Here is a 23,376-nt window from a genome sequence, read left to right as displayed (position 1 = left end):
GACAAGGCGGCGCGCACCATGCACGCCGCCGTCAGGTCCGAATCGTAGGCGGGGGCCGCTCATGAGACAAACGTCTTTTTCTTCTCAACCCATGCATTTCACGAATGAACGAGTGAAGGCGCCGCGCGGCGGCGCGCGCCGCCTCCCACGCGACCCCGTCACTCCGGATATGTGACGCGCTCCGGTTCCCGCCGCATGATCACCTTCCCGTGGCGAACCGACAGCGTGGCCTTCGCCTGCCTGCGCACCGCTTCGTAGTCGCTGTCCGCATCGAGCACGACCAGGTTCGCCGGGCGCCCGACCGCGATCCCGTAACCATCGCCGAGATGCATCGTGGTCGCGCTGTGATCGGTCACGAAGTCGAGGCAGCGCTGCAGGTCCTCGTAGCCCATCATGTGGCAGATATGGAGGCCGGCGTCGAGCACGCGCAGGATATTGCCGTTGCCGAGCGGATACCACGGATCCTTGATCGAATCCTGCCCGAAGCACACGTTCAGGCCCGCGCGATCGAGCTCCGCGACGCGCGTGACGCCGCGCCGCTTCGGAAACGTGTCGAAACGCCCCTGCAGGTGGATGCTCTCCGTCGGGCACGACACGAAGTTCAGCCCCGCGCGCTTCAGCAGCCGGAACAGCTTCGAGCAGTACGCGTTGTCGTACGAGCCCATCGCGGTGGTGTGGCTCGCCGTCACGCGCGCGCCCATCCCGCGCACGCGCGCTTCTTCCGCAAGCACTTCCAGAAAGCGCGAATGCGGATCGTCGGTCTCGTCGCAGTGCACGTCGACGAGGCAGCCGGTGCGCTCGGCCAGCTCCATCAGGAAGCGGATCGAGCTGACGCCCTGCTCGCGCGTGTTCTCGAAATGCGGAATCCCGCCGACGACGTCCGCACCGAGATCGATCGCCTGCTCCATCAGCGCGCGGCCGCCGTCGAACGACTCGATGCCTTCCTGCGGAAACGCGACGATCTGCAGGTCGATCAGCCCGCGCGCCTCGTCCTTCACTTCGAGCATCGCCTTCAGCGCGGCGAGCGTCGGATCGGTGACGTCGACGTGGGTGCGCACGTGCTGGATCCCGTGATCGCGCAGCATGCCGATCGCCGCATGCGCGCGCGTCTTGGTGTCCTCGTGCGTGATCGTCGCCTTGCGCTCGGACCAGCGCTCGATCCCCTCGAACAGCGTGCCGCTCATGTTCCAGGCCGGCTCGCCGGCCGTGAGCACCGCATCGAGATGGATATGCGGCTCGACCAGCGGCGGGATCGCGACACGTCCGCCGGCGTCGATGTCGTCGGTGCCGGCAGGCGCGACCGGCGCGGTTTGCGCGTCGATCCGCGCGATCCTGTCGCCGTCGATACCGATCGTGAAGAGCCCGTCGCGACCGCGCAGGCGTGCATTGAAGAGATTCATGTGGATCCTGGCGTCATGCGGCGTCAGCGCGCCGCGTGGTGGGGAAATTCGGCTCGTTCAGCGGGTCCGGCATTCAGCGGAAATCGTCGATCTTCAGGCCGGTGGCCGCGCTCATCTCGTCGTTCGTCACGTCGCGCACGTGCTTGCCGAACGTCCACACGTGCCGGCCGGGGTCACGCGCGCGATACATGCGATCGCCGTAGAACGCATCGGCCGGCGGCTGCAGGATCTCCGCGCCGGCCGCGCGTGCGCGTTCGCAGTGCGCGTCGATGTCCGCGTCGTCCGGCAGATGCACGTGGACGTGCTGGGTATTGCGGTCGCCGGTGTCTTCCGGCGATGCGATGAAGTCGGCCCACGCGCCGCCGATCATCACGAGACCGTCACCGAATTTCATTTCGGCGTGGGCGATGTCGCCTTCCGGTGTGGTGACGACGAGCGAGCGCTCGAAACCGAATGCACGTTCGAGCCATGCGAGCGCGGCTTTCGGGTCGCGATAGCAGAGCGCGGCACTGAAGGACGGACGGTGATGCGTAGTCATCGATGTCTCCTTGTCCCGGCATGGGATGGCTCATTCTCCACGTGCGCGAGGCGGCGAGCAACTCCCGCGCCGGCGACGCGCGTGTTGTCAATGCGCGACACGGCAGGCGTGGCAATCGCACATCACGCACCGCGCCTTCCGCGAAAACGCCCGGCATCCGGCGGCGGCATCGGTTTGTGAACACCGTATGACGCACTCTTGCGCGGCTCGCAACGGTGCGCTCGCGCCCCGGCCGCCGGAATCGGACGAACGCGCCCCTACACTTGCGCCGAACTTTGATCACCGTCCCACACGCAGGAGCATTTACATGAACAAAACCCTGATTGCCGCCGCCTCCGCCACCGCACTCTTCGCGCCGCTCGCGCACGCGCAGAGCTCGGTCACGCTGTACGGCCTGATCGACGCCGGGATCGCATACACCAACAACGCGAACGGCGGGTCCCAGTGGCGGATGACTACCGGCACGATCAACGGCAGCCGTTTCGGCCTGCGCGGCACCGAAGATCTCGGCGGCGGCCTGAAGGCGCTGTTCGTGCTGGAGAACGGCTTCAACGCGAACAACGGCGCGCTTGGCCAGGACGGCAAGCTGTTCGGCCGCCATGCATACGTCGGCCTGAGCCGCAGCGGCTTCGGCACGCTGACGCTCGGCCGCCAGTACGACACGATGGTCGACTTCGTCGCGCCGCTGTCCGCGACGGCCGGCGACTTCGGCGATACGGGCTTCGCGCATCCGTTCGACAACGACAACCTGAACCATTCGGTGCGCATCAACAACGCGGTCAAGTACACGAGCGACACGATCGCGGGCTTCAAGGTCGGCGCGCTGTACGGCTTCTCGAACTCGACGAACTTCGCCGGCAACCGCGCGTACAGCGTCGCGGCGAGCTACACGAACGGCCCGCTGAAGCTGGCCGGCGCGTACCTGCAGATGAACGGCACGAAGGGTTCGACGAGCGCGAGCCCCGGCGCGACCGACGTGGCCGAAGCGAAGAGCGTGAGCCAGGGCGGCTGGTCGGTGGGCGCGGACCGCATGCGCACCTACGGCGGCGGTGTCAGCTACGGGTTCGGTCCGGCGACGGTCGGCTTCGTCTATACGCGTTCGCAGTACGACAACTCGGGCTCGTTCGGCTCCACCGGCCAGGTCGCGTTCAACAACTACGACGTGAACGTGCGCTATGCGGTGACGCCGGCCGTCAGCCTCGGCGCGGCCTACGTGTACACGGATGCCAGCGTGTCGAACCCCGACAGCAAGCACGGCACCGATCCGAAGTGGCACCAGGTCGACCTGCAAGCGGTGTACAAGCTGTCGCGCCGCACCGACCTGTACGCGGAAGCGATGTACCAGCACGCATCGGGCCGCGGCTACCAGGCGTTCATCAACACGTCGGGCGGCGCATCGAGCACCGCGAACCAGATCGTCGGCACGATCGGCATGCGCACGCGCTTCTGATCGCCGTCAGCATGACGGAATGACGCGTCGCCCGTCGGCCATGCCCGTGTCGCCGCGCACGGGTCGGGTCGACACGGGCGACGTGCGCCAATGTTGTGCCATCTGGAAAGCAGCCTGCCTGGAATCGGGGTTTTTGCGGCCGCGTGCGCTGCATAGACTGGCGTCGATGGTTCGGATCGCACATCGATCGCCGAACCGGCCTCACACCCCGTCTACAGGAGAACATCGTGAAATCGCTCGTCGTTACCGCCGCCGCTGCCGTCCTGCTTGCCGCACCGGCCCTGTCGTTCGCGCAGGCCGCCAAGTCGCCCGTCACGCGCGCGCAGGTGCTGCAAGAGCTCTATGACCTCGAATCGGTCGGCTACAACCCGGCGCTCGGCGACGTCGGCAACTATCCGGACGACATCATGGCCGCGCAGGAGCGCCTCGCGGCAAAACGGCTCGCCGAGCACAAGGCCGTGCAAAGCGGATATGGCCCGGCCGGTGCGGGCGCAACCGAATCGGGCGTGGCAGCGAAGCCCGCGCTGTGAACGCATACGGTAACGCCGCGCCCGCATGACGCTTAGCGTGCGGGCGCGGCGGCTGTCGCGCGAACCGGCCCGTGATGACGCGGCCGGACAAACAGCGCGCCGTCCGGCACGCTGCCATTCTGTTGCTTTCCGTATTCGCCCGCCGTCACGCGGCCTGCGGTTCGCGGTCGATCGCGTTCAGCATCTCGACGTCGCGCGCGATCATCCCCGGCACCTGCGCCCGCAGCATCTCGACCCAGGTACGCACCTTCGCGTCGACGAAGCGGCGCGACGGATACAGCGCATACACGTTCATCTTCTGCAGGATGTGATCGGGCAGCACGCGCACGAGCGTGCCGTCGCGCAGCGCGTCGATCGCCGAATACAGCGGCAGCATGCCGATCCCGATGCCGTCGCGGATCGCGAGCGCGAGCGACTCGGCCGTATTGGTCTGCACCGGCCCGGCGACATGGATCTGCTCGACGCCCTCGGCGCCTTCGAGCACCCATTCGTGGGTCGGGAAGGCCGGCGTGCAGAGCGTCAGGCACGCGTGCGCGCCGAGATCCTGCGGGCGTGCGGGCGCGCCGTGGCGCTTCACGTACTCGGGCGACGCGCACAGGATGCTGAAGGTCGAGCCGAGCAGATGCGACACGAGTTCCGAATCGGGCAGCGACGACGCGGTCACGACCGCCATGTCGCTCGTGCCGTCGAACAGGTCGGGCATGCGCTGCGACAGCGACAGCTCGATCGACACGCCGGGATACTGCGTGTGATAGCGCGTCAGCGCGGGCATTACATAGTGATGGCCGACGCTCGCGAAGCTGTGCATGCGCAGCACGCCGGCCGGCCGCTCGTGCGCGCAGCTTGCTTCTTCCTCGGCGCGATCGACGTCGGCGAGGATCTGCCGGCAGCGCCGCAGATAGCTTTCGCCGGCCGACGTCAGCGCGAGACGGCGCGTCGAGCGATTCATCAGACGGGTGCGCAGGCGCGCCTCGAGCTCCGACACCGCGCGCGACATCGCACCCGTCGTCGAATTCAGCGATTGCGCGGCCGCGGTGAAACTGCCCGTCTCGACGACGCGCGTAAACACCCGCATGTTTTGTAGGGTATCCATTCGTGTGAACCACCTGTAGCGGAGCCGCCATTTTCCTCCAGTGGAGGCGACAGATTGTTACGCGGCCTGCAACTATCGTTTCCCCGTAGCTGCGTTAATGCCCGCGCGCCGCGCTCCTACAATCGGCGCCTCATCAGTCGAACGGACCCGTCCGGACGCGCCGCGACACCGCGCGCGCCCTTTCCTTTTCATGAAGCCACAACCTGCGATCGAGCGACCTTCCGTCGAACCCGCACGATGGAGCGCCTGGCTCGATCCGCTCGGCGGCGCCGCACGCGATTGGGCCACGAGCGACGGGCTGATCTGGCTGCACCTCGCCAAGACCGTGTTCGCCGCGCTGCTCGCGATGGGCATCGCGATGCGGCTCGAGATGTCGCAGCCGCGCACCGCGATGACGACCGTGTTCGTGCTGATGCAGCCAATGTCGGGGATGGTGTTCGCGAAGAGCTTCTATCGCGTGCTCGGCACGGCGGCCGGCCTCGTCGCCGCGCTCGCGCTCGGCGGGCTGTTTGCGCAGCAGCCGGAGCTGTACATGGCCGGCATCACGCTGTGGATCGGCGCCTGCATCGCGCTCGCGGTGCGCAATCGCCACTTCCGCTGGTACGGGTTCGTGCTCGCCGGCTATACCGCCGCGCTGATCGGCCTGCCGGCGGTGATGACGCCGCAGACGCTGTTCCAGTCGGCGCTCACGCGCGCCGCGGAAGTCGCGCTGGGCATCGCGTGCTCCGGTGCGGTCAGCGCGCTGATCCTGCCGCTCAGCTCCGCGAAGGCGCTGATGCGCTCGCTGAGCGCCCGCCACGTGAAGTTCCCGGCCTTCGCGGCCGGCGCGCTGTCGGGCGAGCTCGCGCGCGGCGATTTCGAGCGGCGCTTCGCCGATTTCGTCGACGAGATCGTCGGCTTCGAGGCCAATCGCGCGTTCGCGTCGTTCGAGGATCCGCACATTCGCGCGCGCAGCCGCCGACTCGCGCGGCTGAACAGCGAGTTCATGAACGCGTGCACGCGCCTGCATGCGCTGCATCAGCTCGTCAAGCGCTTGCGCGCGAACCGCTCGGACGCCGTGCTCGACGCGCTCGCGCCGCATGTCGACGGGCTCGCGCGGCACATCACCGCGTTGCGCGACGAGCGGCAGCGCGGGATCGCGTCGACGACCGGCGCGCTGCTCGAACTGCGCCGCTTTCACGGCGCGTTGCCGAAGGCTGCCCGCGCGTCGCGCCGCGCGCTCGAGGATCACGCGGCCGGCGGCCTGCTCGACTTCGATACCGCGATCGAGCTGATGTATCGCTTCATCGGCGAGTATGTCGGTTATGCCGACACGTACGCGTCGCTCGACCGCGACGATCATGCGTTCGAACGCTCGGTCACGCGCTACGCGGTGAAGACCAATTCGTTCTTCGTCGGCTTCGCGTTCCTGCGCACGCTCGTCGCCGTCGGCGCGATGAGCGCGTTCTGGATCGCGTCCGAATGGCCGAGCGGCTCGCTCGCCGTGATCGCCACCGCGATCGCGTGCGCGCTGAGCTCGACTTCGCCGCGCGCGTCGAAGTTCGTCGCGCAGATGGCCGTCGGCGCGGCGTTCGCGACGGCGGTCGGCTATGTGTTCCTGTGCTACGTGTATCCGAACATCGACGGTTTTCCGCTGCTGTGCGCGGCACTCGCGCCGGTGCTCGGCATCGGCGCGTTTCTCGCGATGCGTCCGGGGCTATCCGGTTACGGGATCGGCTTCGCGGTGTTCTTCTGCCTGCTCGCGGGGCCCGACAACGCGATCGCGTATACCCCCGAGGTGCTCGTCAACAATGGTTTCGCCGTCGTCATCGCGATGCTGGCGTGCTCGATCGTGTTCGCGGTGGTGTTTCCAACCCACATGCCGTGGCTCACGTCGCGCATCGCGCACGATCTGCGCCGCCAGGTCACGCTCGCCTGCGAAGGCACGCGCGAGGGCCTCGCGGCGCGCTTCCAGTCGAGCACGCACGACCTGATGGCACAGCTGCGCACGCTGCTCGTCAGGCGCACGCGACAGCATCGCGACGCGCTGCGCTGGATGCTGTCGACGCTCGAAGTCGGCCACGCGGTGATCGACCTGCGCGACGAGCTGCACGGGTTCTGCGAATCTAAACCGCCGCAGACCACACGCTGGACCGTGTCGGTCGATGCGGTACTGCACGAGCTGCCGCGCTTCTTCGAAGATCCGACGCCGGTCCACCACGCGCGCACGCTGAAATCCGTGAACCTGGCGATCCGCGCCGCGCAGCACACGCTGCATGCGTGGTACGCGGTGCCCGCCGAGCGCCACCGGATGCAGCGCATCGTCGGCTGCCTGCACTTCATCCGCAGCGCGCTGCTCGACAAGGACGCGCCGTTCAACCGCCATCGTCATTGATCGACGACGGCGATAGATGCGCGATCGATGCGCGCGCAACGTCATCCTTGTTCCGATTGGAAATAAGCTCTGCACCCGCGGCGATTAATCTTCAAGCAGTGCGCGCCTATAGTTTCCTCACTGCCAGCGAGACTGGCACTGACCCAGGAGAAACTCAAATGAAGCCGCTGCACCTCGCCCTCGTTGCCCTGTCGCTCACCGCCGCTGTCGCGCACGCGCAGCCCGCGCCGGCCGACCATGCGCAGCAACCGGCGAACCGCGCCGAAGCCGTCCAGGCCGCCGGTCGCGTCGATCGTGCGCAATCGAAGCAGGAAGATCCGAACGCATGCGTCGGCCCCGTCAGCTTCTGCAACGTCTACTTCGGCAGCTGAACATGACGCCGCGTCGTCACGGCCAGGCCCGCCGCGCACGCATCGCATGCCTCACGCGCATCGCATGCGCGCGCGCACGACGCGCCGGCCGATCACCGCAACGATCACCGCAACGACCCTGCCCGCCACGCCGCTTCGATTGAAGCGGCGCATTGCGTTTCAGGCGCCGCGTCCCGGCCGCCACCCCACTTCGCGCAACGCATCCAGCAAGCGCGCGTGCCCCAGCCCTTCGACCCGCGCGCCGCGCGATTCGACGTCGCTCCCCGCGACCAGCGCATTCACGATCGCTTCCTCCACCGCTTCCGCCGCGGCGGCGAACAGCGCCGAGATATGGTCGTTGTTCACCATCGTCACGGCCGTCGTGGGCGCACCCTTGCTGCCGTAGTTCGCGGCCGGCAGCCCGTCGTTGCCCGTCGCAAACGCGAGGAAGATGTCGCCGCTCGAATCCTCCGTGCCGCCGCCCACGCGAGCCAGCCCGACGCTCGCGCGCTGCGCGAGACGCGTGCACTGGTGCGGCAGCAGCGGCGCGTCGGTCGCGATCGTGACGACGATCGAGCCCATCCCGGCTTCGCCCCGCGCATCGGGCGCACGGAACGGCGAATGCACGTGCCGCAGCACTTCGCCGACCGGATAGCCGGCCACGCGCAGCATCTCGCGCACGCCGTAGTTCGCCTGCACGAGCGCGCCGACGGTCCAGCCGCCCGCATCGGCCGCGACCACCCGCGATGCGGTGCCGATGCCACCCTTGAACTCGTGGCAGATCATCCCCGTGCCGCCGCCGACGCCGCCCTCGGCGACCGGCCCGGACTGCGCCGCGGCCAGCGCACGCTGGACGTGTGCGGCGCTCACGTGCTGCCCCCAGATATCGTTGAGCAGTCCGTCGTAGGTTTCCATCACGACTGGCATGCACCAGTACACGCGGCCGGCCGCCGCTTCGCGTTCGTTCGCGACCAGCGCATCGCGCACCGCGCCGACGCTGTGCGTGTTCGTATAGGCGATCGGCGTCGTCAGCAGGCCGGCTTCGCGGATCCATTCGAGCCCGGTCGCATCGCCGTTGCCGTTCAGCACGTGGACACCCGCGAAGCACGGCGAATCGTGCGCGGCGCCCGCCCGCGGCTCGATGACGGTCACGCCGGTGCGGATCGATGCGTCGCCGTTCTCGACGTTCAGCGTGCAATGTCCGACCCGCACGCCCGGTACGTCCGTGATCGCGTTGAAGCGGCCCGGCGTGCCGAGTCCGATGCGGATGCCGAGATCCCTCGTTCGCATGATGCATGTCCTCCCGTGTTTCATTGGTTCGATGTTTCGGTATGCAAAGGTTTCGACGCGGCGTTCAGAGCGCGCGGAACGCGTCGCTGTGGCGCGCCCAGACCGCATACATCGCGAGCGCGGCCCCCAGCAGCGCGCCGATGATGATGAGGTCGGTCGGCTTGGTCGCCGTCGCCAGCGTCGTGTAGAGCGTGTACGCGGCGCCCGCGACCGCGACGAGCGGCGTCAGGGGCCACAGCGGCATCCGGTAGTGATGTTCGACGTCGCGGCGCACGAACCGGCTCGCCAGCGCGGCCAGCCCGACCACCAGATAGATCAGCAGCAGCAGGTCGACCGTGAACGCGGTCAGCTCGTCGAGGCTCGACACGAACACCAGCCCCGACGACGGCACCGCCAGCGCGAGCGTCGCGAGCCACGGCGATTCGAAGCGCGGATGGATCGTCGAGAATGCGCGGTTGCAGGTGCGCGACCAGAGCGCATGCCGGCCGCTGCTGTACAGCAGGCGTCCCATCGTGATCACGATCGCGATAATCGCATTGAACACCGACAGGAAGATCCCGCCGCTCACCACCCGCGATACCACCGGGTTGCTCAGCGAACGCACGACATAGCCGATCGGGTCGGCGCTCTTCGTCAGCTCCGTCAGCGACGGCGCGCCGAGCACGATCGCGGTGAGCGGGATCAGTTCGACGACGAGGATCACCAGCAGCGAATAGATCACCGCCTTCGCGACGTTGCGGTTGCCGCCGCGCAGGTCTTCCGCGAGATACGCGGCGGAGCCGAAGCCGTTGTAGCAGAAGATCGCCGTGCCGATCGCGGGCACGATCGCCGCGAACGTGGCGGGCACCAGCGCAGTGCCGCTCGCGACGACCGGCGCGACGAGCACCTCGGCGCCGCGATGCGGCGCGCCGAAGCCGAGCCCCGCGATCAGCATCAGCACACCGATCTCGACGACGAGAAACGCGCCCGTGATCCACGCATTCGTCTTGATGTTCAGCATGCCGAGCACGTAGCTGAGCAGCACGATCGTCAGCGCAACCGACTGGTTGCCGAAGTGCGTGCCGAGCGCGTTGTTCAGGTACGGCGCGGCGCCGCTCGCGAGCACGGCCGGGATGAACACGCTGACGGACAGCACCGTGATGAAGGTCAGGTAGCCGGGCAGCGTGCCGAACACGCGCTTGGCCATCACGTACTCGCCGCCCGCGCTGCGGTGCGCGGCGCTGAGCTCCGCGTAGCAGAGCGCGAACGCGAGCGCGAGCACGCCGCCGAGCAGGAACGACAGCACCGCGCCGCTGCCGGCCTGCTGGATCGCGAACGGCGCAATCACGAAGATCGAGCTTGCTGGCGTCACGCCCGACACGGTGATCATCACCGCATCGCGCACGCTGAGCGTCTGCGACAACGCGCGCGGCGCGTCTTCCGTGGCAGGCGTCGCTTGCAGCGTGCCCGTCGATTCCGACATCATCGCCATTTCGTTCTCCTGTGCTTGCGGCCTTTCCGCCCATGCACGACGCCTGCGCGTTTCATGTGCGGACGGATCCTTTGCGCCGTTTTTTTGAACGCCCATACTCGGGCCCGATTGATTGCGTGGCAGTCTAGGAAGCCAAATTCAGGACCGCTATTCCCCCTTCGTGTTACGCCCTCCGGTGGTGGTATGGATCGACTCTTCTCCGAAATCGCGATGCACCAGGCGCTCGGCCGCGCAATCGATCATCTCGGCCAGCCGCGCTTCTGGCGGTTCCTGGTGCTGCTGCTCAACGAAATGGTGCCGTTCGACAACGCGCTCGCGACCGCGATCGGCCGCGACGGCGTGCCGCTCGTGCTCGACGAATACGACACGGGCGGCACCGACAGCGCGTCGCCGGTGCCGCTTTACCTCAATGGGTTATATCTGCTCGATCCGTTCCTGCAGGCCGCGCACGACGGGCTCGCCGACGGCTGCTACCGGCTCGAGGAAGTCGCGCCCGACCTGTTCCGGCAGAGCGAGTATTTCCTGAGCTACTTCCGCGATGCGGTCGGCGACGACGAAATTCAAATCCTGCTGCGGCCGAACCCCGACCTGCTGCTGTCGTTGTCGCTCGGGGCAGCCACGCGCTTCGACGTCGAGCCGCTCGGCAAGCTGACGGCCGCGATGCCGTGGGTGCTCGCAGCGATTCGGCAACACTGGCGGCTGGTAGGCGATGCCGCGCGCGCGACCCCCGACGACGATCTCGGCGCGCGCGTCGAGCAGGCGCTCGCGCGCTTCGGCGCGGGCGTGCTGACGGATCGCGAGATGTCGATCGCGCGAATGGTGCTGCGCGGCAATTCGTCGAAGGCGATCGCGGAGCGGCTCGCGATTTCACCGGAGACGGTGAAGGTGCATCGGCGGCATCTCTACGCGAAGCTCGGCATCTCGTCCCAGCCGGAGCTGTTTTCGCGGTTCATTCAGGCGCTGGGAGAGCATGCGTCGGGGTGAGCATGTCGATGCGCGCCGTCAACGACCCGATTCGATGAACCCGCCATCGGGCGCCTGGTGCGGCACATACCAGCCGAAATACACCTCGGCCTCGACGATCCGCCCGCCGCGCACGCGCAATCGCTCCGCGTTGCGGAAGCGCCGCCCGGCGCTCGTTTCGGCTTCGTACACGACGAACACGTATTCACCGTGCACGGCAACATCGACGAAGTCGAAACCGGCGAGCATCGCGCTGTTCGGCCAGCAGCGCGCCAGATACGCGTCGCGGTCGAGCCGGTTGTCGAGCGGGCTCGTGAAATGGAAGTCCGGCGCGATCAGCGCTTCGATCGCGTCGCGGTCCTTGTCGACATACGCGCGATAGCTCGCGCGTGCTACATCACCGGGGTCGTCAGGCATCGTTCCCTCCGCGAAGGACCGGGACGACGCGATGGCCCGCGTCGCCCCGAGGCATCGATGAAACACGTACGGGCGGCACGCGCCGCACCGCACCACGCATTCCGCGTCGGCCAGCCGATGCCGCGGTTGCCCGTTTGCGCACGCACGGGCATGATGTCCGCCGGCGTGCGGGCTGCGTCCGCGGCCATCGGGGCCGCAATCGGCGTGCCGTTCATGCGCCGCCGCCGGCATCATCGAGCAATCCGCGTGCCGGCCCCGGCCGCCCACCTCACCGAGTCCATGTCACTACGCGCATTCAGAACGCTGGTCGCGATCGCCCGATACCGGACCTTCGCACGCGCCGGCGAGGCGATCGGGCTCACGCAGTCCGCCGTGAGCCTGCAGATAAAGGCGCTCGAAAGCGAATACAACGTCCAGCTGTTCGACCGTTCGCGCCGCCAGCCGGTACTCACCGAAGCCGGCAACATTCTCGTCGCGCAGGCCGAGCAGGTGCTCGCGATGGTCGACCGGATTCCCGATGCGCTCAGCGACGAGAAGAAGCTCGTCGGTCGCCTGCGGGTCGGTGCGATCCAGACCGCGCTGTCCGGTCCGCTGCCCGATGCGCTGCTCGCGCTGCGCGACGCGCATCCGTCGTTGCGCGTGCACGTATCGGCCGGCATGTCGGCCGAACTGGCGAACCGCGTCGCGGCCGGCGAACTCGACGCGGCGATCACGACCCGCCCCGTGCGCCCGCATCCGGCGGAACTCACGTGGACCACGCTGTACGAAGACCGCTTCTGGCTGCTCGCGCCGCCGCACTACGCGGAGCGCGACGCGCGCACGCTGCTCGAGGCGCTGCCGTTCATCCGCTTCGACGCGCAGGCGTGGGCCGGCCGGATGATCGCCGCCGAGCTGCGCCGCATCGGCGTGCGCGTGCGTGAAGAGATGGTGCTCGACAGCGCGGAGACGATCGTGCGCATGGTCGCGCGCGGGCTCGGCGCGGCGATCGTCGCACTGCCCGACTCGACGCTCGCGCGTCTGCCGCCGGTCACGCGCTTGCCGTTCGGCCAGCCGCAGATGGGCCGCGCGGTCGTGCTGCTCGAACACCGGTCGCGCCCGGCTGAGCGTTTCGCGCGTGCGCTGGGCGCGGAAATCACCGCGTCATCGATGAGAATTTCTCATTGAACACCCGATAATTAACCATTATTCCTGCTTCCTCCGCGTGTTTAACTTGGCAGCATCGTCACTCTTGGATTGCGCGCCGCCATGTTGCCCGCCGGATGGATCCCCGCTTCGCTCCGCTGCTGCGCCTGCCGGCCGTCCCGCCTGGCCCATCCCATCCACCTGAAGGCGCGCCGATGATCGGCCCGATCCTGCTCGCGCTCGCGCCGGTCGCGCTGCTGGTCGCGTTCGGCCACGGCCTGCGGCGCACGGGCTTCCTCGCCGATGCGTTCTGGCCGCACGCCGAGCGGCTTTGCTACTACGTGCTGCTGCCCGCGCTGTTCGCGCATGGTCTCGCGAATGCGCGCCTGCAATCGTTGCCCGTGTTGCCGCTCGCGGCGGCGCTGGTCGGTTCGACCGTGCTCGTCGCGGCGCTGCTTCTGCTGGTCCGCCGGTTCGTGCAGGTGGACGGCGCCGGCTTCACGTCGGTGTTCCAGGGCGCGGTGCGTTTCAACAACTATGTCGGCACGGCACTCGCCGCCGGACTGTTCGGCGCGCACGGGATCGCGCTCGCGGCCGTGTGCGTCGCGGCGATCGTCCCGACCGTGAACCTGATGTGCGTGCTGGTGTTTGCGCGCTACGGCGAAACACGGCTCGGCGCAGGGGCGCTCATGCGCCAGATCCTGTCGAATCCGCTCGTCGTCGGCTGCGCGCTCGGGATCGCGATGCAGGCCGCCGGCGTCGGGTTTCCGGCCGCCGTCGAACCGGCCGTGCGCGCGCTTGGCGCCGCGTCGATGCCGCTCGGCCTGCTGTGCGTGGGTGCGGCACTGAAATTCGATGCGGCGCGCGCATGGATGCAGCCGATGTGCATCGCATCGGCATTCAAGTTCCTGGCGATGCCGCTCGTCACGCTCGCGGCCGGCCGCCTGTTCGGGCTCGGCGATGCCGCGCTGACCATCGCGCTGCTGTTCCAGGCGCTGCCGACGTCGTCCTCGTCGTACATCATGGCGCGCCAGCTCGGCGGCGACGCGCCGCTGATGGCCGGCATCACCGCGTTCCAGACGATCGTCGCCGCGCTCGCGATGCCAGCCGTGCTGACGGCGCTCGCGTCGGCGCCGGTGTTTCGCTGACTGCCCGGCACAGGCGCGCGCAACGAAACCGCAATCGCCGTCGAACGGGACTGAATCCGCCCGCCGCGCGCAACCGCCGCCCCGTTGCGCGGGGCCTACGCGCTGCCGATGCGCACCCGGTTCTTCTCGCAGCCCTGCCAAAAACCGCCTATGGTGAATGAATGGCGTCCGTTCAGCCGCCATTCGACTTCGCGTCGCTCGCACCGGCTGACACGGCGCCGTGTTCCGGCACCATTCCCCGCGATCGTGCGCACGCCCGGCCGTGCACGCGATTCGCGCCGCCCACCGGACTATAAGGAGGTACCCATGAAAGCCGTGCTGCTCGTCAGTTCCGTCGTGCTCGCCATCGCGTCCGTTTCAGCCTCGGCTCAAGGCTCGATCACCAAAGTCGAAAACGGCACGCTCGTCGCCGCCAACGGAATGACCGTCTACGCATTCGACAAGGACAAGCCCAACGCCGGCACCAGTGCCTGCTCGGGCCCATGCGAGACCCTCTGGCCGCCGTACAAGGCCAGCGCGACCGACGTACCGGCCGGCCCCTACACGATCGTCAAGCGTGACGACGGCAGCCCGCAATGGGCATACAAGGGCAAGCCGCTGTACTTCTTCTCGAAGGACATGAAACAGGGCGATCGCAACGGCGACAATTTCAAGAACGTGTGGCACGTGGTCGCCCCGTAAGCGTTCGTTCCACGCGTTGCGTGTCGGCACGGCCGCGGCACGCGTAAAAAAGCCTGCTCCGATCGCGGATCGGGGCAGGCTTGGGCATGCTTGCGCCGGCTGCATGGCGACACCCGCCGGGCGGCAGGCACCAAGTGCAGCCGGAACGCGCGTCAGCGTTTGTCAGCGGTTCGACGGGAAGCTAAACACCGTCCCTTCGCGCACGCCGGCCGACGGCCAGCGCTGCGTGATCGTCTTGCGCTTCGTGTAGAACCGCACCGCATCCGGGCCGTACGCGTGCAGGTCGCCGAACAGCGAGCGCTTCCAGCCGCCGAATGAGTGATACGCGACCGGCACCGGCAGCGGCACGTTGATGCCGACCATGCCGATCTGGATGTTGTCACTGAAGTAGCGCGCAGCTTCCCCGTCGCGCGTGAACAGGCACGTGCCGTTGCCGTATTCGTGCGCGTCGATCAGCGCCATCGCCTCGTCGAGCGACTTCAGGCGGATCACGCCGAGCACCGGCCCGAAGATCTCGTGCTGGTAGATCGGCATGCCGGGCTTCACGTGATCGAACAGGCACGGGCCGAGGTAGTAGCCGCCGTCGTGGCCGTCGACCTTCACGCCGCGGCCATCGACGACAAGCGTCGCGCCCGCTTCGACGCCTTGCTCGACGTAGCCTCGATCAGCTTGTCGAAATGCGCTTCGCCGGTGACGATCGGCCCCATGTCGATTCCGGCGACATTGCCCGGGCCGATCATCATCTTGCTCGAGCTCGGCCTTCAGACCGTCGCACGATCCGGTCGGCCGTTTCATCGCCGATCGCGACGACCAGCGGGATCGCCATGCAGCGCTCGCCGCACGAACCGTACGCGGCGCCCATCAGCGCGTTCACCGCGTTGCCGATGTCGGCGTCGGGCATCACCACCGCGAAGTTTTTCGCGCCGCCGAGCGCCTGCACGCGCTTGCCGTGCGCGCAGCCGGTCGAATAGATGTATTCGGCAATCGGCGTCGAGCCGACGAAGCTCACCGCCTTCACGCGCGCGTCGGTCAGGATCGTGTCGACCGCCTCCTTGTCGCCGTTCACGACGTTCAGCACGCCCGGCGGCAGGCCGGCCTCGAGCGCGAGCTCGGCCATGCGCAGCGTCGACGACGGCGTGCGCTCGGACGGCTTCAGCACGAACGTGTTGCCGCACGCGACGGCCATCGGCCACATCCACAGCGGCACCATCACCGGGAAGTTGAACGGCGTGATGCCGGCGGCGACGCCGAGCGCCTGGAACTCGCTCCACGAATCGATCGCGGGGCCGACGTTCTTGCTGTGCTCGCCCTTCAGCAGCTCGGGCACGTAGGTCGCGTATTCGACGTTCTCGATCCCGCGCTGCAGTTCGCCCATCGCGTCGGCGAGCACCTTGCCATGCTCGGCGGTGATCAGCGCGCACAGTTCGTCCGCATGCTCCTCGAGCAGCGTCTTGAAACGGCTCATCACGCGGGCGCGCTTCAGCGGCGGCGTGTTGCGCCACGCCGGGAACGCGGCCTGCGCGGACGCGATCGCGGCCTCGACGGTCAGCTTGTCGGCGAGCGCGACGCTCTTGTGCGATTGGCCCGTCGCCGGGTCGAACACCGGCTGCACGCGGCTGCCGCCGTCGACGCGCTTGCCGTCGATCAGGTGGCCGACGGTGGAGGTCACATTGCTGTCGTGTTTCATTGTCTGGCTCTTTCGTGAATTCGGTTGTCGCAACGGGCGCGCCGCGGCTCAGTCCACTTCGTTCAGCGCGTCGGACAACGCGTTGACGAGGTTGTCGATCTCGCGCTTCTCCGAGATGAACGGCGGCGCGAGCTGGATCGTGTCGCCGCCGTAGCGCACGTAGAAGCCCTTCGCCCAGCAGCGCATCGCGATCTCGTACGGGCGCCGTGCCGGCTCGCCCGGCAGCGCCGCGATCGTCAGGCCGGCCGCCAGCCCGTAGTTGCGGATGTCCGTGATATGGCGCTGGCCCTTCAGCCCGTGCACGGCCGCCTCGAAATGCGGCGCGAGATCGCGCACGCGGGCTACCGCGTCTTCCTTCACCAGCAGGTCGAGCGCCGCGATGCCGGCCGCGCAGGCGACCGGGTGCGCCGAGTACGTATAGCCGTGCGGGAACTCGAGCATGTATTCGGGGCCGCCCACGGCCATGAACGTGTCGTAGATTTCCTTCGTCGCGATCACCCCGCCGAGCGGCTGCACGCCGTTCGTCACCTGTTTCGCGAAGTTCATGATGTCCGGCGTCACGCCGAACGCGTCGGCGCCCGTCATCGCGCCGGCACGGCCGAAGCCCGTGATGACTTCGTCGAAGATCAGCAGGATGTCGTGCGCGGTACAGATGTCGCGCAGGCGCTTCAGATAGCCCTTCGGCGGCACCACGACGCCTGCCGAACCCGAGAACGGCTCGACGATCACGGCCGCGATGTTCGACGCGTCGTGCAGCGCGATCAGGTCGAGCAGGCGGTCGGCGAGCTCGGCGCCGTTCTCCGGCATCCCGCGCGAGAACTTGTTTTCGGCGAGCTGCGTGTGCGGCAGGAAATCGGCGTCGATCCCCTGGCCAAACAGCTTGCGGTTCGGCCCGATCCCGCCGACCGAGATGCCGCCGTAGTTCACGCCGTGATAGCCCTTCTCGCGGCCGATCAGGCGCGTCTTCGTGCCCTTGCCCTTCGCGCGCCAGTATGCGCGGGCCATCTTCAGCGACGTGTCGGCCGCTTCCGAGCCCGAGCCGGTGAAGAACACATAGTCGAGGCCGGCCGGCGTCAGGTCCTTGATCTTGTTCGCGAGCTCGAACGACTTCGGATGGCCGAACTGGAACGCCGGCGCGTAGTCGAGCTGGGCGACCTGGCGGCTCACGGCTTCCGTGATTTCCGCGCGGCCGTGGCCCAGGCCCGTGCACCACAGACCCGACAGGCCGTCGAAGATCTTGCGGCCTTCGCCATCCGTGTAATACGCGTCCTTGGCCGACACGATCATGCGCGGGTCCGACTTGAACTGGCGGTTCGCCGTGAACGGCATCCAGTGGGCGTCGAGCCACGCGGCGTCGGTGCGGAGGTCGGTCTCGTCCTGCTGGCGGGTGGTGATCGTATTGGTCATGTCGGTCGGCGCGGCGCGCCCCTCGTGCTTGTGTTGATGTTGCGCATTGTCGGGAGGCCAATTAGTCTTTTGAATATCGCAATATCAATGTTCACTTGCTCATCTATGCAAGCAAAGAAACCGAAGAGCCGCGCGCTGCTCGGGCAGCTCAGCGACATGGATCTGCGGCTGCTGCGGGTTTTCAAGGGCGTCGTGCAGTGCGGCGGGATGGCGGCGGCCGAACTGGAACTGAATATCGGCATCTCGACGATCAGCCGGCACGTGAAGGATCTCGAAACGCGCCTCGGCCTCGTGCTATGCCGGCGCGGCCGCGCGGGCTTCACGCTGACGGCCGAGGGGCAAACGGTGTACGAGGAAACCCTGCGGCTGCTCGCGTCGATGGAAGCATTTCGCAGCCGGATCGACGGCATTCACGACAAGATGGGCGGCGAACTGCACATCGCCGTATTCGACAAGACGGCCACCAACCCGAAGGCGCGGCTCGGCGACGCGATCCGCCAGTTCGCGGACGAGGCGCCCGACGTCGCGCTGAATCTGCATGTCGCGTCGATCAACGAGGTCGAGCGCGGGATCATCGACGGCAGCTATCAGGTCGGGATCATCCCGGCGCACCGCAGTTCGGGGAGCCTCGTGTATTCGGAGCTGTTCGACGAACGGATGCTGCTGTACTGCGGCCGCCAGCATCCGCTTTTCGACGCGCCGCACGGCAAGCTCACGTGGACGACGATCCGCAACCACGCGTTCGCGGGGCTGGGCTTCCATTCGCCGAACATGGAACTGAGCCATCGCGCGAAGCTCACGCGCAGCGCGACGGCCTCTGACCAGGAATCGATCGCGACGCTGATCCTGTCGGGCCGGTACCTCGGCTTCCTGCCCGACCATTACGCGGAGAGCTTCGAAAACAAGGGATTGATGCAGGCGATCGCGCCGCACCGCTTCAACTACCGGTGCCGGTTCGTGAGCCTGCTGCGACGCTCGCCGCGGCCGTCACGCGCGGCGCTGCTGTTCCAGTCGTGCCTCGAAGCTGCGCATGCGGCGGTGCGGCTGGGCGGTGATGGCGATGGCGGTGACGGCGGTGACGCGTAGCCGGGCTCAGGCTTCGCTGGCGCCGCCGTCAGGCAGCGACTGTCGCGTCATCTTGATCAGGAACACCACGGCGACCAGCGCGGCCGCGAACCCGGACGCCGCGCCGACGCCGAGCGCCCAGCGGGGGCAATCCGCGTCAGCCCTGCGGCCCGATCCGCCTCTGCGATAATGCGCACTCCCCGTTTCCGCTCCGCCTCCCGCCATGACGCAGCCGTCCGCCCCGCTCCCCACCGACCTGCCGCCGATTTCGTGCCTACCCGGCGACGCGCTGCCGTGGCTGCCGATGAGCGCCGACCTGCCCGGGCTCGCGATCAAGTATCTGCATATCAATGCGGCGGAAGACACGCTGACCGCGCTGCTGAAGATGCCGGCCGGCGGCACGCTACCGCGCCATCGTCACGACGGCGAGGTGTTCGTCCATACGTTGCAGGGGGCGTGGCGCTACCGCGAGTACGACTGGATCGCGCAGGCCGGATCCACGGTGCTCGAACCGGCCGGGTCCGTGCATACGCCGGAAACGCTCGGCGCACCGGGCGACGACGTGATCACGCTCAACGTGATGCGCGGCGACCTGGTGCTGCTCGACGACGACGGCCGCGAGACCGCGCGCGAAAATTGCCGCGTCGCGCTGCTGCGCCAGCGCAAGCATGCACGCGCGGCGCCGCACGACGCCACGGCGTTCGTCACGCGCTGAACAGCGCGCCTATTCAGGCCGTTTCGCGCTCGTCCGCCCGCGCGTCGCGCCGCACCGCCTGCGGCGGCACGCCGAAGCCGCGCACGAACGCATCGCGCAGGTGGCGCCGGTCGCGGAAACCGTTCTCCTTCGCGATCACGTCGAGCGAATGCCGGCTCTGCTCGATCATCAGCCGCGCGGCCTCGAGCCGCAGCCGCTCGATCGCCTTCGCCGGCGACTGTCCGGTTTCGAGCGTGAACACGCGGCTGAACTGGCGCGGACTCAGGTGCGCGGCGTCGGCAAGTTCCTCGACGGTCAGCGCGCGGCCGAGATGCTGGCGCGCATAGTTCAGCGCGTTCTGGATCCGGTCGGATTTCGGCGCGAGATCGAGCATTTCCGAATGCTGTGACTGCCCGCCCGCGCGGCGCTGGTGCATCACGAGCTTGTGCGCGACCGAGCGCGCGGCGTCCGCGCCGAGATCCTTTTCCACCATCGCGAGCGCCAGGTCGAGGCCGGCCGTCATCCCGGCCGACGTCCAGATCGGACCGTCGACGATATAGATCCGGTCTTCCTCGACGCGAACCTCCGGAAAGTGCTTCTGCATGTCGCGGCCGTACGCCCAATGCGTCGTCGCGCGACGCTGCGCGAGCAGCCCGGCCTCGGCGAGCACGAACGCGCCGGTACAGATGCCGGCGATTCGCCGCGCGCGCGCGTTCGGGTGGCGGAGGAACGCGACGACGCCGGCCGGCGCCGGCGATGCGACCGGATCGTTGACGCCCGCGACGATCCACGTATCGACGTCGAGCCGCCCGCTCAGCGCGCGCGTCGCGACCGGCAACCCAAGTGACGAGCGCACGTCGCCGCCGTCGACGGAATAGTTGTCCAGCACGTAGAACGGTTCGCCGGCGCCCATGTTCGCGTACTCGAACACCGACTGCGCGGCGAGCGCCATGATCTGGAAGCCGTCGCTGATCAGAAAGCCGATTCGGTGCATGCGTGTCTCCGGTGCCGGGGGCGACGGTCATCATGACCGCCCCGATGTCCGAAATCATACCTATCTACGTCATTTGCGTCGCCGTGATTCGAAGCCAGAATGCCTTCACGCACTCACCCTTTCTTCGCAACGGAGCGACATCATGACTGAAGCACATCGCGGTACCGCCGTCATTACCGGCGCATCGTCGGGCATTGGCGCAATCTACGCCGACCGGCTCGCGCGCCGCGGCTACGACCTGATCCTGGTCGCGCGCAACCGCGACCGGCTGACCGCCCTCGCCGAGCGCATCACGAACGACACGCAGCGCAGCGTGGAAATCGTCGGCGCGGACCTCAACGACCGCGCCGAGCTCGCCGCCGTCGAGGCGAAGCTGAAGCAGGACGCGAGCATCACGCTGCTCGTGAACAACGCGGGCGTCGGCACGCACGCGCCGCTGCTCGACAGCGACGTCGACGCGATGACACGGCTGATCGACCTGAACGTGACCGCGCTCACCCGCCTGACCTATGCGGCCGTGCCCGGCTTCGTCGCACGCGGCCGCGGCGCCGTGATCAACATTTCGTCGATCGTCGCGCTGTCGCCGGAAACGCTCAATGGCGTCTATGGCGGCAGCAAGGCGTTCGTGCTCGCGTTCAGCCAGTCGCTGCATCACGAACTCGCGGACCACGGCGTGCAGGTGCAGGCCGTGCTGCCCGGCGCGACGGCCACCGACTTCTGGCAGACCGGCGGCCTGCCGCTCGAACACCTGCCGAAGGAGATCGTGATGTCGGCGTCCGACCTCGTCGACGCGGCGCTGGTCGGCTTCGAGCGCGGCGAACTCGTGACGATTCCGTCGCTGCATGCGGCTGACGAATGGGATGCGTACGAGGCCGCGCGCCGCACGATGGCGCCGCACCTGTCGACGGATTCGCCGGCGCCGCGCTACGCGGCTGCGCGCTAGTCGGCAATATCGGCATCGCGCCCGCCATGCGCGGGCGCGGGGCTGTCGAATCGAAGCGCGTCGATGACGGCCGGCTCGCCGGTCGTCGTCAAACGCCTCGACGCATTCCACGCACCCGGTTCGTCACCCCAAACCCGTTTCGCGCCGCTTGCCACGCATGTCCGTGCAACGACAACGACGCCCGCCGGCAGCGACCGGCCCCACGTTCACGCGCGCTGCGCGCCTTCGCCCTTCACGCCCAGCATCAGCGCGGCGCCGCTCAGCGCGAGCAGCGCGGCCAGCAGATACACGGCGAGATCCATGCTGCCGGTGCGCGTGCGGATCAGCCCGATCACCCACGGGCTGACGATGCCGCTCGTGATGCCGATGCTGCTGATCAGCGCGATCCCGGCCGCGGCCGCGTTGCCCGACAGGTAGCGGGTCGGCACGGCCCAGAAGATCGGCAGCGCGGCGAAGATCAGCGTCGCCGCGATCGACAGGCACGCGAGCATCGCCGCGAAGCTGTGCAGGTGCAGCGTCAGCGCCGCGAGCGCGAGCCCGCCGCCGATCGTGCAGCACGCGAAGTGCTTGCGGCGCTCGCCGGTGCGGTCCGAGCGGCGCGCGATCAGGATCAGGCCGACCGCGCCGACCGCGTTCGGCACGACCGTGTAGAGGCTCACGGCCACGACGTCGGTCACGCCGAAGTCGCGGATCATCAGCGGCATCCAGAAATTGAGCGTCAGCGATGCGCAGGTCAGCGAGAAGTAGATGAACGCGAACAGGTAGACGCGCGGGTTCGCGAGCGCGGCGAGCAGGCTGCGTGTGTCGTGCGCGCCATGACCGGCGCCGTGCGCACGGCTGTCGCCGCACAGCGCGGCGACGCGCGCCTTTTCGTCGGACGTGAGCCACGCGGCGTCCTGCGGACGGTCGACCAGGTACGTGAACGCGAAGCCCGCGAGCACGATGGCCGGCGCGCCTTCGATCGCGAACATCCACTGCCAGCCGTGCAGCCCGAGCACGCCGCTCATGTCGCGCATGATCCAGCCCGACACCAGGCCGCCGAGCACGCCCGCGACCGCGACGCCCGCGAAGAACACCGAGATCGCCGCCGCGCGCCGGTTCGCCGGGAACCAGTAGGTCAGGTACAGCACGATGCCGGGAAAGAAGCCGGCCTCGAACACGCCGAGCAGAAAGCGCAGCACGTAGAAATGCGACGGCTGCGACACGAACATCATTCCGGTCGACGCGATGCCCCACAGCAGCATGATCCGCGTGAAGGTGCGGCGCGCGCCGAAGCGCGCGAGCAGCAGGTTGCTCGGCACCTCGCAGAACACGTAGCCGACATAGAACACCGCGGCGCCGAGGCCATACATCGCATCGCTGAAGCCGAGGTCGTGCTTCATCTGCAGCTGCGCGAAGCCGATGTTGATGCGGTCGAGGAACGACACGACGTAGCAGAGGAACAGGAACGGCACGATCCGCCACGCGATCTTGCGGAACAGCAGCGCGTCGCCGGCATCGGATGCGGGCGCGGATTCGTATGCGGAAGCCGACGCCGCGGCACTCGCGTGCGCGATCGTCGCTTTGGCGGGAAGCGATTGGGGCATGTCTCTCTCCAAACGGGCCGCGCGATTCGAGCGCGCAGCAGTCTCCGAGGGCGTGCATGCGCCCTGCTTTCTTGTGAGATCGGAAGTCGGCTCCGGAAGCCGCGGCGCAATGCCGCCGCCGTTCAGGGGCCGTCAGGAAAACGGCGGGACGTCCGCCCGGACGCCCCGCCGCC

20 protein-coding genes and 1 pseudogene are annotated in these 23,376 nt (G+C 68.1%); 11 read left to right on the top strand and 10 right to left on the bottom strand.

From position 1 onward, the window contains the following. Positions 1-158: 158 nt before the first annotated feature. The gene (gene codA / locus ACP26O_RS28205; protein WP_175662808.1) at positions 159-1,400 is read right to left on the bottom strand and encodes a cytosine deaminase; all 1,242 of its coding nucleotides are present in this window, start codon (positions 1,398-1,400) and stop codon (positions 159-161) included. A 73-nt stretch (positions 1,401-1,473) separates the two neighbouring features. Further along, the gene (locus ACP26O_RS28200; RefSeq protein WP_175662809.1) at positions 1,474-1,938 is read right to left on the bottom strand and encodes a VOC family protein; all 465 of its coding nucleotides are present in this window, start codon (positions 1,936-1,938) and stop codon (positions 1,474-1,476) included. 307 nt (positions 1,939-2,245) lie between these two features. Between ACP26O_RS28200 and ACP26O_RS28195 the strand changes: the two genes are divergently transcribed. Next, positions 2,246-3,388 carry a porin gene (locus ACP26O_RS28195; protein ID WP_175662810.1) on the top strand — a complete coding sequence of 381 codons (1,143 nt, stop codon included), beginning with the start codon at positions 2,246-2,248 and terminating at the stop codon, positions 3,386-3,388. A 227-nt stretch (positions 3,389-3,615) separates the two neighbouring features. Further along, positions 3,616-3,918, top strand: a complete 303-nt coding sequence (locus ACP26O_RS28190; protein ID WP_175662811.1) for a DUF4148 domain-containing protein — start codon at positions 3,616-3,618, stop codon at positions 3,916-3,918. Between the two features lie 145 nt (positions 3,919-4,063). On the opposite strand, the gene ACP26O_RS28185 is transcribed toward ACP26O_RS28190, so the two are convergent. After that, entirely contained in the window at positions 4,064-5,011 is a 948-nt protein-coding gene (locus tag ACP26O_RS28185) for a LysR family transcriptional regulator (protein ID WP_126225357.1), read from the bottom strand. Between the two features lie 190 nt (positions 5,012-5,201). Here ACP26O_RS28185 and ACP26O_RS28180 point away from each other — a divergent pair, with 190 nt between their 5' ends. Beyond that, the gene (locus ACP26O_RS28180) at positions 5,202-7,385 is read left to right on the top strand and encodes an FUSC family protein (protein ID WP_175662812.1); all 2,184 of its coding nucleotides are present in this window, start codon (positions 5,202-5,204) and stop codon (positions 7,383-7,385) included. Between the two features lie 158 nt (positions 7,386-7,543). Further along, positions 7,544-7,756, top strand: coding sequence for a hypothetical protein (locus ACP26O_RS28175; RefSeq protein ID WP_011658750.1), 213 nt, complete (start codon positions 7,544-7,546; stop codon positions 7,754-7,756). Between the two features lie 159 nt (positions 7,757-7,915). On the opposite strand, the gene ACP26O_RS28170 is transcribed toward ACP26O_RS28175, so the two are convergent. Both ACP26O_RS28170 and ACP26O_RS28165 read right to left on the bottom strand, forming a co-directional pair. Continuing rightward, a complete protein-coding gene (locus tag ACP26O_RS28170; protein WP_175662813.1) occupies positions 7,916-9,025 on the bottom strand; it encodes a P1 family peptidase in 1,110 nt (369 codons plus the stop codon). A gap of 64 nt (positions 9,026-9,089) precedes the next feature. After that, positions 9,090-10,496 (bottom strand): APC family permease, encoded by a 1,407-nt coding sequence (locus ACP26O_RS28165; protein WP_175662814.1) that lies wholly within the window; start codon positions 10,494-10,496, stop codon positions 9,090-9,092. 183 nt (positions 10,497-10,679) lie between these two features. Here ACP26O_RS28165 and ACP26O_RS28160 point away from each other — a divergent pair, with 183 nt between their 5' ends. Then, on the top strand, positions 10,680-11,480 hold the full coding sequence (locus ACP26O_RS28160) for a helix-turn-helix transcriptional regulator (RefSeq protein ID WP_175662815.1): 801 nt from the start codon (positions 10,680-10,682) through the stop codon (positions 11,478-11,480). Positions 11,481-11,498: 18 nt separating this feature from the next. On the opposite strand, the gene ACP26O_RS28155 is transcribed toward ACP26O_RS28160, so the two are convergent. Then, positions 11,499-11,876, bottom strand: coding sequence for a nuclear transport factor 2 family protein (locus tag ACP26O_RS28155; protein WP_006754380.1), 378 nt, complete (start codon positions 11,874-11,876; stop codon positions 11,499-11,501). A 279-nt stretch (positions 11,877-12,155) separates the two neighbouring features. Here ACP26O_RS28155 and ACP26O_RS28150 point away from each other — a divergent pair, with 279 nt between their 5' ends. The 3 genes from ACP26O_RS28150 to ACP26O_RS28140 all read left to right on the top strand — a co-directional run bounded on the left by ACP26O_RS28150 (position 12,156) and on the right by ACP26O_RS28140 (position 14,827). Further along, a complete protein-coding gene (locus ACP26O_RS28150) occupies positions 12,156-13,040 on the top strand; it encodes a LysR substrate-binding domain-containing protein (protein ID WP_175662816.1) in 885 nt (294 codons plus the stop codon). 173 nt (positions 13,041-13,213) lie between these two features. Further along, positions 13,214-14,146 (top strand): AEC family transporter, encoded by a 933-nt coding sequence (locus ACP26O_RS28145; RefSeq protein WP_175662817.1) that lies wholly within the window; start codon positions 13,214-13,216, stop codon positions 14,144-14,146. Positions 14,147-14,452: 306 nt separating this feature from the next. Next, positions 14,453-14,827: a COG4315 family predicted lipoprotein gene (locus ACP26O_RS28140; protein WP_175662818.1), complete on the top strand. Its 375-nt coding sequence runs from the start codon at positions 14,453-14,455 to the stop codon at positions 14,825-14,827. Positions 14,828-14,989: 162 nt separating this feature from the next. Here ACP26O_RS28140 and ACP26O_RS28135 read toward each other — a convergent pair. Both ACP26O_RS28135 and ACP26O_RS28130 read right to left on the bottom strand, forming a co-directional pair. After that, positions 14,990-16,514, bottom strand: a pseudogene (locus ACP26O_RS28135) (CoA-acylating methylmalonate-semialdehyde dehydrogenase). A 48-nt stretch (positions 16,515-16,562) separates the two neighbouring features. Further along, complete coding sequence (locus ACP26O_RS28130) at positions 16,563-17,921, bottom strand: aspartate aminotransferase family protein (RefSeq protein WP_175701216.1); 1,359 nt, start codon at positions 17,919-17,921, stop codon at positions 16,563-16,565. A gap of 105 nt (positions 17,922-18,026) precedes the next feature. On the opposite strand from ACP26O_RS28130, the gene ACP26O_RS28125 reads away from it, so the two are divergent. After that, entirely contained in the window at positions 18,027-19,007 is a 981-nt protein-coding gene (locus ACP26O_RS28125; RefSeq protein WP_244098908.1) for a LysR family transcriptional regulator, read from the top strand. A gap of 202 nt (positions 19,008-19,209) precedes the next feature. After that, entirely contained in the window at positions 19,210-19,701 is a 492-nt protein-coding gene (locus ACP26O_RS28120) for a 2,4'-dihydroxyacetophenone dioxygenase family protein (RefSeq protein ID WP_011658738.1), read from the top strand. 13 nt (positions 19,702-19,714) lie between these two features. On the opposite strand, the gene ACP26O_RS28115 is transcribed toward ACP26O_RS28120, so the two are convergent. Further along, a complete protein-coding gene (locus ACP26O_RS28115; protein WP_175662822.1) occupies positions 19,715-20,674 on the bottom strand; it encodes a GlxA family transcriptional regulator in 960 nt (319 codons plus the stop codon). Positions 20,675-20,816: 142 nt separating this feature from the next. Between ACP26O_RS28115 and ACP26O_RS28110 the strand changes: the two genes are divergently transcribed. Further along, the gene (locus ACP26O_RS28110; RefSeq protein ID WP_011658736.1) at positions 20,817-21,617 is read left to right on the top strand and encodes an SDR family NAD(P)-dependent oxidoreductase; all 801 of its coding nucleotides are present in this window, start codon (positions 20,817-20,819) and stop codon (positions 21,615-21,617) included. 206 nt (positions 21,618-21,823) lie between these two features. Here the strand turns inward: ACP26O_RS28110 and ACP26O_RS28105 are convergent, their stop codons facing one another. Beyond that, the gene (locus tag ACP26O_RS28105) at positions 21,824-23,203 is read right to left on the bottom strand and encodes an MFS transporter (RefSeq protein ID WP_175662823.1); all 1,380 of its coding nucleotides are present in this window, start codon (positions 23,201-23,203) and stop codon (positions 21,824-21,826) included. Between the last annotated feature and the right edge of the window lie 173 nt (positions 23,204-23,376).

This window comes from Burkholderia sp. R-40, from assembly GCF_049942845.1.
GTDB classification, from domain to species: domain Bacteria; phylum Pseudomonadota; class Gammaproteobacteria; order Burkholderiales; family Burkholderiaceae; genus Burkholderia; species Burkholderia ambifaria.
Note: the sequence above shows the minus strand (reverse complement) of the source record. Positions and strands in the feature narration are given on the sequence as shown.